This window comes from Pseudonocardia sp. McavD-2-B (assembly GCF_024124365.1).
Lineage (GTDB): Bacteria > Actinomycetota > Actinomycetes > Mycobacteriales > Pseudonocardiaceae > Pseudonocardia > Pseudonocardia alni.
In genome coordinates this window covers 30,497-43,179 of the sequence record NZ_JAMXSG010000001.1, presented here as the reverse complement: position 1 = coordinate 43,179, position 12,683 = coordinate 30,497, and the positions used below count along the sequence as shown (strand labels likewise).

Here is a 12,683-nt window from a genome sequence, read left to right as displayed (position 1 = left end):
ACCGGCCGTCGCGCAGGACCGGCCCGCGGTCAGTAGAACCCGTCGCGGGTGGCGCCGAACCGGGCGCCCGAGGGCCGTCCGAGGCTCCGGCTCAGGCGTTCGGCCGTGGCCAGTACGTGCGGCAGGACGGTCTCGACCAGCCTCTCCGGTGAGCACCGGCCGACGCTGGTCGCGGACGCCAGCGCCGCGACGACCGCTCCCGTGTGGTCCCGCACCGGGACCGCCACGGCCATGAGGTCCGGGTCGAGCTCGCCGACGGCCAACGCCCAGCCCCGGGTCTGCACCTCCCGGAGGATCCCGCGCAACGCCTTCGGATCGGTGACGGTCCGCGGGGTGCAGGCCGGGGGACCCGCGGCGAGCACCCGGGCGATGGTCGGTTCCTCGGCCCAGGCCAGCAGGACCCGCCCCATCGCGGTCGCCGTGGCCGGGACCCGGGTGCCGGGGGAGACGTCGACCTGCAGGATCCGGCGTACCGGCACCCGGGCGACGTAGACGGCGTCCGTGCCGTCCAGCACGGTCAGCGAGGCGGACTCGTCGGTCTGTTCGGCCAGCTGCGTCAGGTAGGGGCGGGCGGCGTCGACGATCGAGTGCGTCGCGATGTACCGCTGTCCGACCGACAGCACGCGCGGCGTCAGCCGCCAGTGGCCGTGCGCCTGCTCGACGTAGCCGAGGTGCTCCAGGGTCAGCAGGATCCGCCGGACGGCGGGCCGGGACAGGCCGGTCGCCGCCGCCACGTCCGAGCTGGTCGGCCGGGGCCGGTCGGCGTCGAAGGCGAGCAGCACGGCGAAACCCCGCTCGATGCTCTGGATGCGGTCCCGAGCACCGGCACCGTCGGCCACGTCGGTCATTGGGACGGGATTCCTCTCAATTGATCGTGAGCCGGTCCGTGCGGGCGCCGCAGGGGCGTTGACCAGCGCGAACCCACTCGACACAGTGAGTGTGAACGCAAAGCGGTCAGTGTGTACGCAGAGCGTACAGGGAGGAGCGATCGATGGCGATCGACCCGCGAGAGCTGCGCCGGTGCCTCGGGCACTTCGCCACCGGCGTGACCGTCATCACCTGCCAGGGGGCCGACGGCACGCCGCACGGCGCGACGGTGAACGCCTTCACCGCGGTGTCGCTCGACCCGCCGCTGGTGCTGGTGTCGCTGGACCGGCGGTCGCGCCTGTGCGCCCTGGTCGAGCAGGAGCGGCGGCCGTTCACCGTGAACGTCCTCGCGTCGGGGCAGAAGGAGCTGGCGCTGCACTTCGCGGGCCGGCCGAACCAGGACGTCGCGTGGCTGCCCGACAGCGCGTGCGGTGCGCCGCGGCTCGACGGCGCCCTGGCGCACATCTCCTGCACCCCCTGGCAGGCCTACGACGGCGGTGACCACGTGCTCTACCTGGGCGAGGTCCAGGAGTTCCTGATCCACGACGGCGCCCCGTTGCTGTTCCACACCGGCCGCTTCCACCATCTGGGCGACGACCACGAGCCGGTCCTGTGGGGCGACTCGGCCGACGGCCCCGCGGGGCAGAGCTGGATCACCCCGGCCGCGGCCCGCTGACCACCCCCCGTCCATGACGCCGTGCGCACGCACGGCTCGACCCCCGAGCCCGAACGACAAAGGAGTCGATGATGACCCTGCAGCAGGATTCGGTCGCCACCCCCACCGACGCCGACGGCCGCGTCACCCGGCCGATGACCGGCGACGAGTACATCGAAAGTCTCAAGGACGACCGTGAGGTCTACCTCTACGGCGAGAAGGTCGCCGACGTGACCACCCATCCGGCGTTCCGCAACGCGGTACGGATGACCGCGCGGCTCTACGACGCGCTGCACGACCCGACCCGCGCCGAGAAGCTCACCGTCCCCACCGACACCGGCAGCTCCGGCGTCACCCACCCGTTCTTCCGGACCCCGCACTCGGTCGAGGACCTGCGCAAGGACCGCGAGGCGATCGCCGAGTGGGCCCGGATGACCTACGGCTTCATGGGGCGCAGCCCCGACTACAAGGCCGCGTTCCTCGGCACCCTGGGCGCGAACTCCGAGTTCTACGACCCCTACGCCGCCAATGCCCGGCGCTGGTACGAGGAGTCGCAGGAGAAGGTCCTCTACTGGAACCACGCGATCATCAACCCGCCGGTCGACCGGCACCGCCCGCCGGACGAGGTCTCCGACGTGTTCATGCACGTCGAGGAGGAGAACGACAACGGTGTCGTCGTCTCCGGGGCCAAGGTCGTCGCCACCGGTTCGGCGATCACCCACTTCAACTTCCTCGCCCACTACGGCCTGCCGATCAAGAAGCGCGAGTACTCCCTGGTCTGCACCGTGCCGATGGGCGCGCCCGGGATGAAGCTGATCTGTCGCCCGTCCTACGCCCAGCAGGCCTCGATGATGGGCACCCCGTTCGACTATCCGCTCTCCTCGCGGATGGACGAGAACGACACGATCTTCATCCTCGACAAGGTGCTCATCCCCTGGGAGAACGTGTTCATCTACGGCGACGCGGAGAAGGCGTCGACGTTCTTCCCCGGGTCCGGCTTCCTGCACCGCTTCACCTTCCACGGCGTCACCCGGCTCGCGGTCAAGCTCGACTTCATCGCCGGCCTGCTGATGAAGGGCCTGGAGGTCACCGGCTCGAAGGACTTCCGCGGCGTGCAGACCCGGGTCGGCGAGGTCATCGCCTGGCGCAACATGTTCTGGGCGCTGTCGGATGCGATGTGCGCCAACCCCGACGAGTGGGTGGGCGGGGCGAAGCTGCCCAAGCTCGACTACGGCCTGGCCTACCGCTGGTTCATGACCCTGGGCTACCCGCGGGTCAAGGAGATCATCATGCAGGACCTGGGCGCCTCGCTGATCTACCTGCCCAGCCACTCCGCGGACTTCCTCTCCCCGGAGGTCCGGCCCTACCTGGACAAGTACGTCCGCGGCTCGAACGGCTACGAGGCCGTCGACCGGGTCAAGCTCATGAAGCTGATCTGGGACTCGATCGGCTCGGAGTTCGGCGGGCGCCACGAGCTCTACGAGCGCAACTACTCCGGCAACCACGAGGGCGTGCGCGCCGAGCTCCTGTTCGCCGCCGAGGCGTCGGGCACCGCGTCGGCGATGAAGGGCTTCGCCGAGCAGTGTCTCGACGAGTACGACCTCAACGGCTGGACCGTGCCCGACCTGATCAACAACGACGACGTGCGGCTGTTCGGCCGCAGGGTCGCGGAGGGGGACGGGTCATGACCACCACCGACCAGGGCACCGCACCGTCGAGCGCCGAGCTCGCCGGGGCCAACGCCACCGAGTCCGCGCGCCTCGGTCTGTCCAGCACGCGGGAGACGCCCGGGACCGGCGCCGACGCCGACCGCGTCGCCGCCGTCGTGGGCGCCGCGCTGGAGGGCATCCGGGCGGCGATCCGCGACCACAAGGTCACCTACGCCGAGTTCGACGCGTTCAAGCGCTGGCTCATCGAGGTCTCCGACACCGGCGAGTGGCCGCTGTTCCTCGACGTCTACCTCGAGTTCGAGGTCGAGCGGGTGGCCGCCGAGTCCCGGCAGGGCTCCACCGGCACCATCCTCGGCCCGTTCTGGCTCGACGGCCAGGTCCGGCTGCAGTCCCCGGCGACCCTGCCGATGCGCGAGGACGAGCCCGGCACCCCGCTGGTCCTCGCCGGCCGTGTGACCGGCACCGACGGCACGCCGCTGCCCGGGGCGACGGTCGACATCTGGCACACCGACGACGAGGGCTGGTACTCCGGCTTCGCGGAGAAGCCCCCGGCCGGGAACCTGCGCGGCGTGGTCGCCTGCGACGAGCAGGGCCGGTTCGAGATCCACACCCGCAGGCCCGCCCCGTACACGATCCCCCTGGACGGCCCGACCGGGAAGCTCACCACGATCGCGGGATGGAGCCCGTGGAGACCGGCCCACCTGCACCTCCTGGTCTCCGCCCCCGGGCATCGCACGGTCACGACCCAGCTGTTCTTCACCGGTGACCCCTACCTGGACTCCGACGTCGCCTCGGCGACCAAGCCGGAGCTGGTACTCGACCCGCAGCCCACCGGCGACGGCGACGGGGTCCGCTCGGACCACGACTTCGTCCTCGAACCCGAGTAGTCCGAACGGGTGGGCGGGCCCCGGTACGGGGTCCGCCCCCACCCGTCGGCGCAACCGTGACGTGGAGGTCCCGGTCATGACCGCCGCCGCCCAGGCACCCGACCGCACCCCGAGCCGGCCCGTCGTCCCGCTGTGGTGGGGCGTCGACGCCGTCCCCGACTCCTTCGGCCCCTGCGTGGTGACCGTCGGTGTCTTCGACGGCGTCCACCGTGGCCACCGACGCCTCATCGACCACGCCCGAGCCGTCGGGCGGGCGCGGAGGCTCCCGGTCGTGCTGCTCACCTTCGACCCGCATCCGGCCCGCGTGCTCGGGATCGACCGCGACACCGCCGTGCTGACCACCGTGGACCGCCGCGCGGAGCTCGCGGCCGCCGCCGGCGTCGACGCGGTCTGCGTACTGCGCTTCACCGCCGGGCTGGCCGCCCGGCCCCCGGACGAGTTCGCCCGCGACGTCCTGGCCCGCGGGCTGGGGGCCGCGGCGGTCGTCGTCGGCGCGAACTTCACCTTCGGCGCCCGCGCCGCCGGCGACGTCACCACGTTGGCGACCCTGGGTACGGGGTTCGGCTTCACCACCCACGTGGTGCCGCTGCTGCGCGTGGTCGACGCCCCGTGCTCGTCCACCCACGCCCGGCTGTGCATCCGGTCGGGCCGGCTCGACGCCGCGGCGCGGGCCCTCGGCCGCCCGCACCGGGTCGACGGCGCGCGCCGCGGTGACCTCGTCGGTCCCGAGCCCGGGACGGCGCTCCCACCGCCCGGGCGCTACCACGGCCTCGTCGACGGCCGGGCGGCCGACGTCGAGGTGCTGCCCGACGGGCAGGTGCGGATCGTCGCGGCAGCGGGGGACCGGCCGTCACCGGACGGCCCGGTCTCGGTCGTCTTCGCCGGGAACGGCGGCGCGCTCCGATGACCACCGCGGAGCAGCGCCTCGCCCGGCTGGAGGCCATCGAGGAGATCCGGGCCCTCGACGCGCGCTACTGCCGGGCCCTCGACGACGGCGACTGGGACACCCTGGTCTCGCTGTTCACCGACGACGGCGAGTTCGTCGGCCTCCGCCACGCTCGGGGCCCGGTCGGTCTGCGCCGCTTCTTCGCCGGCCTGGCACGTGAGGGACTCACCTCGTTCTGGCACCACGTGTCCAACCTGGAGGTCGAGCTGGACGACGCCGTCGACGGCGAGCCCGCGGCGGCGCGTGTCCACTCGCTGCTGTGGCAGCCCTGTGTCCGCGACGGGGTGCCGCACGTGGCCGCCGGTCGCTACGACGACCGCGTCGTGCGCCTCGACGGTGAGTGGCGCTACCGGCGCAAACGCGTCTCGTTCGACTACTTCGCCCCACTCGCCGACGGGTGGGAGAAGGGCCTGTTCAGCGTCGACGACGCCGCCGCGACCTTCCGGACGGGCGCGCCCGAACCGGAGGTCGAGTTCGTCCACGCCCCGATCGACCTCGCGCACCGGATCGACGGCCGCGAGAGTGCCCCCGTCCTCGTGCTCGGACCGTCGCTGGGCACCGACCTGCACCTGTTCGACGAGCAGGTCGACGCCCTGGCCGACGACTTCCGCATCGTGCGCTACGACCTGCCCGGGCACGGTGCGAGCCCGGCACCCGCCGGGCCGTACACGATGGCCGGTCTCGCGCGCGACGTCGTCGCGCTGCTCGACCGGCTCGCCATCGGCCGCGCCCACTACGCGGGTCTCTCCATCGGCGGCGCCATCGGCCAGCAGATCGCCCTCGACCACCCCGGCCGTCTCGAGACCCTCACGGTGATCGCCTCGGCCGCACGTTTCGCCGAACCCTCCAGCTGGCCGGCGCGTGCGCAGGAGGCCCGGGCGAAAGGGACGGCCGCGATGATCACGAGCCGGCCCGGGGTCTGGTTCACCCACGACTTCGTGCGCACCCGCAACGAGGAGGCCGTCCGTCTGCTGCGGATGCTCGGGGCGACCGACCCGGAGGGCTACGCCGGATGCTGCGAGGCGATCGGCGCCTTCGACGTCCGGCGACGGCTGGCGGAGATCACCGTCCCGACACTCGTGATCGCCGGTGGCGCCGACCCGGCCACGCCGCCGGAGATGGCGAAGATCGTCGCCCACGGGGTGGCGGACGGGCGCTACGTCGTCATCGACGGGGCCGCGCACCTCACCAACGTGGAGGCGCCCGGGCGGGTCGCCGCGCTGGTGCGGAGCTTCGCCTCCGGCCTGCGCGGCGGCACCGCCCCGATACCGGGCGGAGGAGAGATTCGAGGAGGTCGGCGCGCGAGCCACTCCTGATCGTGGCGGGTACCGTCGCCGCGTGCTGCCGCTGGCCGCGTCCCCTCCGCACGACCAGGACCCGGTCCGTGATGCTCGGTCCGGAGGGGCCCGCCGTCGTCACGCGCTGGACGTCGTCCCACCGGAACGGCGGGGTCGGTAGGCCGGGGTCCGGGCGGTCAGGTCGCGGCGAGCCGGTCGGCCAGCTCCCGGCACACCTCGTCCAGGGTCTCCAGCCCGGCGGCCACCGCGGGCCGGTGCCATGCGCCGGCGCGGACCGCGGCGACCACCCGGCGGATCGGCACCGGCGGCGTGCCGATCCGGATGCGCCGGGTCTCGTGCCGGGCCGGGACGTCGGCCAGGCGGGGGACCAGCGCGACGCCGAACCCGCGGGAGACGAGCGCGGCGCCGGTGTCCCACTCGTCGGCGTGGTGGGCGATGTCGGGCGTGAACCCCGCGCCGGCGCAGGCCATCGTCACGAGCTGGTGGTAGGCCCGTCCCGGGTTGCTGCAGATCCACCGCTCCGCGGCCGTGTCGGCCAGCGCCACGTCCGCGCGTCCGACCAGCGGGTGGTCCGGGCCGACCAGCAGGTCCAGCGGCTCGTCGAACAGGGTCCGCTGGTCGAACGCCGGGTCGGTCACCGGCGGGAGGCTCGACGTCGCGACGACCACCACGATGTCGGAGTCACCCGCGGCGAGCAGGTCGAACGCCCGGGCCGGCTCGCACTCCCGCAGCTGCAGCTCCCACCCGGGGTGGGCGGTGCGCAGCCGTCCCAGCACCTCCGGCACGACGGCCGCCGCCGCGGTGGAGAACCCGCAGAACCGCAGCGCCCCGCCGGTGTCGCCGTCGCGGTGGGCCGCCAGGTCGGCCTGCGCCCGTTCCCACTGCGCCCGCAGCGTCTCGCCGTGCGTCAGCAGGGTCCGCGCCGCGGCGGTCAAGCGCACCCGTCGCCCGTCGGGTTCGAGCAGCGTCACCCCGAGCTCGCGGGCCAGCGCCTGCATCTGGTGCGAGGCGGACGACGGCGTCATCCGGCACACCTCGGCCGCCGCGGTCACCGTCCCGTGCCGGGCGATCGCGGCCAGCACCCCCAGTCTCCGGTCGATCATTCGCGGAACGTACAAGATTCCGGGTCCGATTCTGTGATGGACCTGAATGGTTTCCGGCGCCCACCCTGTCGTCGTCAGCACACCGCGGAGCGGCAGGAGCACGACGGATGGGTGCGTACCGCGCGATCGTCATCGGCCTCGGGGGGCTCGGCTCGGCCGCGCTGCACCGGCTCGCCACCGAGCTCGGGCCGGGGGTACTGGGCCTGGAGCAGTTCGCGCTCGGACACCACCGGGGCGCCTCCCAGGACCACTCGCGGATCATCCGGCTCGCCCAGCACCAGGACGCCTACGCCGCCCTGGCCGCACCCGCCTACCGGGCCTGGGCCGCCGTCGAGGAGGAGTCCGGTCAGCGGCTCGTCACCCGCACCGGCGGGCTGGTGATCGAGGACCGGGTCGCCCGCGCGGGCACCGCGACCGGCACCCGCAACATCGAGGGTTACACGGCGCTGTTCGACCGCCACGGCGTCGGCTACGAGCTGCTCGACGCCGACGCCCTCACCGGGCGCTGGCCCCAGTTCCGGACCTCCGGTGGTGAGCAGGCCCTCTACCAGGAGGAGTCCGGCATCGTCGACGCCGCGCGGGCGAACGCGGTGCACGTCGCGCTGGCCCGGGCGCACGGCGCCGAGGTCCGCCCGCACACCCCGGTCCGGTCGATCCGGGCCGACGGCGGCGGGGTCGCGGTCGTCACCGACGGGGGCACCCTGCACGCCGACCGCGTCGTGCTGGCCGCCGACGCCTGGACCAACCAGCTGCTCGCCGGGGTCGGGCTGCGGCTGCCGCTGACCGTGCTGCGCGAGCAGGTCACCTACTACGCGACCCCGCATCTGGCCGAGTTCTCGCCCGGCCGGTTCCCGGTGTTCATGTGGCACGGCGAGCACAACTTCTACGGCTTCCCGGTGTACGGCGAGGTCGCGACCAAGCTCGGCCAGCACATGGGCGGCGAGGAGACCACCGCCGACGGCCGCTCGTTCGACCCCGACCCGGTCCGCCGCGAGCGCTACGACGCCTTCCTCGCCCGGCACCTGCCGCGGTTCCGCGGTCCGGAGCTGTACTCGAGGACCTGTCTCTACACCGTCCCGCCGGACCAGGACTTCGTCCTCGACACCCTGCCCGGCACCCCGCAGGTCGTCGTCGCCATCGGGGCGGGGCACGCGTACAAGTTCGCCGCGCTGATCGGTGGGCTGCTCACCGACCTCGCTCTCGGGAAGGAGCCGGCGCATCCGGTCGACGCCTTCTCCGTCACCCGGCCCGCGCTGACCGACCCCGCCTTTCCGCGCAGCTTCCACACCTGAGCCCGTCCGTCCCGCGACGAGAGGAGACCCCCGTGAGCATCGACCTCCCGGTCACCCCGGGCCCGGCGCCCGCCCCCCACGACGCCCTGCCCGCCCGGCCGGTCGACCCCGCCACGTTCGGCGACGAGGCCACCTACCGGCACACCCGCCTCCCCGTGGACCAGGCGTCGACCCTGCTGCCCGACGCCTACACCTCACCGGAGTTCTTCGCCCTCGAACGGGAGCGGGTGTTCGCGACCGGCTGGGTCGCGGTCGGCCTCACCGCCGACGTCGACCGGCACGGCGCCTGCGTCGTCGTCGAGGTCGCCGGGCGGTCGGTGATCGTCACCCGCAACCGGCACGGCGAGCTGCGCGCCTTCCACAACGTCTGCCGCCACCGCGCCACCCGGCTGCTCGACGCCGGGGCCCGCGAGGTCGGCAGGCGCGGCCGCATCCGCTGCCCGTACCACAGCTGGACCTACGACACCGACGGCGCGTGCCTGGGCACCCCGCTGTTCGAGGGCTCCGACGTCCCGGCCGGGCAGGAGCCCGTGTTCGACACCTCGGTCGCCACCGGCTTCGACCGCGCCGACCAGGCGCTGCTCCCCGTCGCCGTCGACAGCTGGGGGTTCCTGCTGTTCGTCCACCTCGGCCGCGACCCGGGCCCGTTGCGCGAGCAGCTCGGTGACCTGCCCGCCCGGTTCGCCGGCCACCGGCTGGAGACCTGGTCGCCCCGCCGTCGCCGCCGCTACGACGTCGCGGCCAACTACAAGCTCGTCGGCGAGAACTTCATGGAGTACTACCACCTGCCCTGGGTGCACCCCGAGCTCAACCGGGTCTCGCGGTTCTCCGACCACTACCGCTGGCAGGGCCCCGGCATGTACACGGGCATGTGCACCACCCCGGTGTCGCGCAACACCGAGGCCGGCGGCTGGGACGGCCCGGCGCCGCTGAGCACGCTCGGCCCCGGCGACGCGGACAGCGGCCGCTTCGTCTGGCTGTTCCCGAGCTGCGCGCTGGTGGTCCTGCCCAACCACGCCTTCGTGCTGTTCAACCGCCCGGTGGCGGCCGGCCGGACGGAGGAGATCGCGGTGCTGCTCACCCACCCCGAGTTCGTCGACGACGAGGACGGCCGCGCGGGGCTCGACCAGCTCGAGGCGTTCTGGGACCTGGTCAACCGCCAGGACCTGGAGATCGTCGAGCGGGTCCAGTAGGGCCTGGTGGACCCGGCCTTCCGCGGCGGCCGGATGTGCTTCCGCTTCGAGGAGCCCGTCCACCGCTTCCAGAACATGGTCGTCGACCGGATGGTCGGCCTCGACCGGGTCCCGGCCGGCGACGACGTCACGGCGGTGCGGATGTTCCCGGACCCGGTGTGAGCGCACGCTGAGCCCCGCCCCGCCGCGCAGTTCGTCCGGGTGTCCGCGCCCTCCGGAGCCGGGGGTGGCAGCCCCGGCAGGCATCAGTGTCGCTTCTGCTCGACGATCTGCTTCGCCCAGGCGATCTCGAGCTTGCCCGTCGGGGTCCGGGGCAGCGTGTCGACCAGCACGACGGTCCGCGGGACCTTGTAGCCCGACAGAGACGTGCGGACCCATTCCTGCAGCTCGCCCTCGGACAACGAGTGGTCCTTCGACGTCGCCACGACCGCTGCCACCCGTTCGCCCCAGGACTCGTCCGGGGTGCCGACGACGACGGCGTCGGTCACGCCGGGGTGGGCCAGCAGGACGTTCTCCACCTCCTGCGGATGGACCTTCTCCCCACCGGTGTTGATCACGCCGGAACCGCGGCCGAGGAACGTGATCGAGCCGTCGGACTCGAGCTGGGCGAGGTCGCCGGGGATGGCGTAGCGGACACCGCCCACCGTGCGGAATGTGGTGTCGGTCCTGGCCCTGTCCTTGTAGTAGCCGAGCGGCATGGGGCCGCTGTAGGCGAGCATGCCGGTCTCCGGGTCGCCCGGCTCCAGGATCCGGTCGTCCGTCGTGATGACCGTGGTCGCCGGCACGGGGAGGAACCGGGAGGGGAGGTCGGCGACGGACGTGGTCACCGCGAAGGCGAACGGGCCGCCCTCGCTGGAGGCGATCGCGTCGGTGATCGTGATCCGGGCGCGCTCGTGCAGTGCCTGCTTGAGACGGTCACTCAGGGCGGTCCCGGAGCTGAGGACGGCGCGCAGTGAGGACAGGTCGTGCGGACTCCCGTCCTGCTCCGCCCGGACCAGCTCGTCGACGAGCGGCCGGCAGACCGCGTTGCCCGCGACGATGATCGTGCTCGCCCGCCGGGACGCGGCGAACTCCCAGACGTGGCGGGGGTCGAGCCGCCCGGGCTGCGCGGTGATCGCCCGGCCGCCGACGAGCAGCGCGCCGAGGGTGTTGAACAAGCCCGTCCCGTGCATGAGCGGGACCACGGGCATGACCGCCGGTGCGGCGTCGCCGTCGTGGGCCGTGACGGCGACCTCGACCGCCTCGTCGACCGAGCGCGGCAGGCCGGCCCGCCCGAGCGGTCGGAAGATCGGCACGGCGAGGCTGTGCAGCAGGTCCGAGTGCTGCCAGATGACGCCCTTGGGCGTGCCGGTGGTACCGCCCGTGTACATGAACAGCTGGTCCGAGCCGGGCCGCGGGGTGTGCGGCCGCGGATCCCAGGTGGTCAGGAGCCGCTCGTAGTCGGGCGCCCCGGGACCGGGTGTGTCCTCGGGGGCGTCCCCGACCCGGACCAGCAGCTTCAGCGTCAGGACGTTCGACGCCGCGTGCGTGACGTTGCCCGCCAGCTCGCCGCTGAAGACGAGCGCGGCGGCGTCCGCGTCGTCGAGCAGTGACGAGAGCTCGTCGGCGGTGTACCGGTAGTTGGCGTTGACCGGGATGGCGCCGAGCTTGAACGCCGCGAACACGGTCTCCAGGTACGGGGCGCCGTTGTAGAGGTAACAGGCCACCGTGTCGCCGGGGCCCACACCAGCCGCCTCGAGGGCCGCGGCGAGGCGGGCGGCGCGGTCGTCGAACTCGGCGTAGGTGAGGTCACGCCCGGGCTCGGAGAGGGCGACGGCGTGGGGGAGCCGGGCGGCGACGCCCTCGAAGACCGTGCCGAACGAGGCGTCCATGCGTCAGACCTCCCCGGGCTCGCCCGGGCCGTCCAGGCCGAACAGGCGGACCGCGTTCTCCTTGAGGATGAGCGGGCGCACCTCCTCCTTGATGTCGAGCTTCGCGAAGTCGGCGAGCCAGCGGTCGGGTGACAGCGCCGGGAAGTCGGAGCCGAACAGCACCTTCTTCCGGAGCAGCGAGTTCGCCTGCGCGACGAGCTGCGGCGGGAAGTACGTGGGGGACCAGCCGGACAGGTCGATGTAGACCTGCGGCTTGTGGCCCGCCACGGCCAGTGCCTCGTCCTGCCACGGCACCGACGGGTGCGCGATGATGATCGGCATGTCCGGGAAGTCGACCGCGACGTCGTCGAGGTGCATCGGGTTCGAGTACTTCAGACGGATACCGCCCCCGCCCCGCTGACCGGATCCCACCCCGGTCTGCCCGCTGTGGAACAGGGCCGGGAGCCCGGCCTCGGCGATGACCTCGTAGAGCGGGTACGCCGCCGGGTCGTTCGGGAAGAAGCCCTGGTCACTGGGGTGGAACTTGAAACCGCGCACGTGGTGCTCGTCGATCAACCTCCGCGCGATCCGCACCGCCTCGGCGCCGCGGCCCGGGTCGACACTGGCGAACGGAATGAGTGTGTCCGCGTACTCGGTCGCCTGCTCGGCGATCTCCTCGTTGGACACCCGGGGCCCCCGGCCGGTTCGGGTCACCGAGTCGACGGTGAACACGATCGCGGCCATCGAGCGCTCGCGGTAGTAGTCGGCGAGCTCGGGAACCGTCAGCTCGGGGATCGTCCCGAACGTGCCCGCCAGGGCGTCGGAGCCGGAGCCGGAACGCTCCTTCTCGGTGACGGACGCGAGGACGTGGGTGTGCACGTCGATCGCGGTCAGCCGGCTGGCGTCCATGCGGCGCTCCTCG

12 protein-coding genes are annotated in these 12,683 nt (G+C 73.1%); 8 read left to right on the top strand and 4 right to left on the bottom strand.

The window, feature by feature from the left end; genetic code table 11:
* Nucleotides 1-29: 29 nt before the first annotated feature.
* Nucleotides 30-848: an IclR family transcriptional regulator C-terminal domain-containing protein gene (locus tag NH602_RS00210; protein ID WP_253066648.1), complete on the bottom strand. Its 819-nt coding sequence runs from the start codon at nucleotides 846-848 to the stop codon at nucleotides 30-32.
* Nucleotides 849-991: 143 nt separating this feature from the next.
* On the opposite strand from NH602_RS00210, the gene NH602_RS00205 reads away from it, so the two are divergent.
* The 5 genes from NH602_RS00205 (at nucleotide 992) to pcaD (ending at nucleotide 6,341) form a co-directional block, all read left to right on the top strand.
* Nucleotides 992-1,543, top strand: coding sequence for a flavin reductase family protein (locus NH602_RS00205; RefSeq protein WP_073577353.1), 552 nt, complete (start codon nucleotides 992-994; stop codon nucleotides 1,541-1,543).
* A 71-nt stretch (nucleotides 1,544-1,614) separates the two neighbouring features.
* Nucleotides 1,615-3,210: a 4-hydroxyphenylacetate 3-hydroxylase family protein gene (locus NH602_RS00200; RefSeq protein ID WP_100880615.1), complete on the top strand. Its 1,596-nt coding sequence runs from the start codon at nucleotides 1,615-1,617 to the stop codon at nucleotides 3,208-3,210.
* Entirely contained in the window at nucleotides 3,207-4,079 is an 873-nt protein-coding gene (locus tag NH602_RS00195; RefSeq protein ID WP_253066647.1) for a dioxygenase, read from the top strand. The genes NH602_RS00200 and NH602_RS00195 overlap by 4 nt, the downstream gene beginning before the upstream one ends.
* A gap of 76 nt (nucleotides 4,080-4,155) precedes the next feature.
* Nucleotides 4,156-4,986: a cytidyltransferase gene (locus NH602_RS00190; RefSeq protein ID WP_253066646.1), complete on the top strand. Its 831-nt coding sequence runs from the start codon at nucleotides 4,156-4,158 to the stop codon at nucleotides 4,984-4,986.
* A complete protein-coding gene (pcaD, locus tag NH602_RS00185) occupies nucleotides 4,983-6,341 on the top strand; it encodes a 3-oxoadipate enol-lactonase (protein ID WP_253066645.1) in 1,359 nt (452 codons plus the stop codon). The genes NH602_RS00190 and pcaD overlap by 4 nt, the downstream gene beginning before the upstream one ends.
* 158 nt (nucleotides 6,342-6,499) lie before the next feature.
* On the opposite strand, the gene NH602_RS00180 is transcribed toward pcaD, so the two are convergent.
* Nucleotides 6,500-7,426, bottom strand: a complete 927-nt coding sequence (locus NH602_RS00180; protein ID WP_179762110.1) for a LysR substrate-binding domain-containing protein — start codon at nucleotides 7,424-7,426, stop codon at nucleotides 6,500-6,502.
* Between the two features lie 107 nt (nucleotides 7,427-7,533).
* Between NH602_RS00180 and solA the strand changes: the two genes are divergently transcribed.
* The 3 genes from solA to NH602_RS00165 are packed head-to-tail and all read left to right on the top strand — an operon-like array spanning nucleotide 7,534 to nucleotide 10,073.
* Nucleotides 7,534-8,718, top strand: coding sequence for an N-methyl-L-tryptophan oxidase (gene solA / locus NH602_RS00175; RefSeq protein ID WP_179762111.1), 1,185 nt, complete (start codon nucleotides 7,534-7,536; stop codon nucleotides 8,716-8,718).
* A gap of 32 nt (nucleotides 8,719-8,750) precedes the next feature.
* Nucleotides 8,751-9,911, top strand: a complete 1,161-nt coding sequence (locus tag NH602_RS00170) for an aromatic ring-hydroxylating dioxygenase subunit alpha (RefSeq protein ID WP_253066644.1) — start codon at nucleotides 8,751-8,753, stop codon at nucleotides 9,909-9,911.
* Between the two features lie 6 nt (nucleotides 9,912-9,917).
* Entirely contained in the window at nucleotides 9,918-10,073 is a 156-nt protein-coding gene (locus tag NH602_RS00165) for a hypothetical protein (RefSeq protein WP_253066643.1), read from the top strand.
* An 83-nt stretch (nucleotides 10,074-10,156) separates the two neighbouring features.
* Here the strand turns inward: NH602_RS00165 and NH602_RS00160 are convergent, their stop codons facing one another.
* Both NH602_RS00160 and NH602_RS00155 read right to left on the bottom strand, forming a co-directional pair.
* Nucleotides 10,157-11,782: an AMP-binding protein gene (locus tag NH602_RS00160; RefSeq protein ID WP_253066642.1), complete on the bottom strand. Its 1,626-nt coding sequence runs from the start codon at nucleotides 11,780-11,782 to the stop codon at nucleotides 10,157-10,159.
* Nucleotides 11,783-11,785: 3 nt separating this feature from the next.
* Nucleotides 11,786-12,670 (bottom strand): amidohydrolase family protein, encoded by an 885-nt coding sequence (locus NH602_RS00155; RefSeq protein WP_253066641.1) that lies wholly within the window; start codon nucleotides 12,668-12,670, stop codon nucleotides 11,786-11,788.
* Nucleotides 12,671-12,683: the final 13 nt, after the last annotated feature.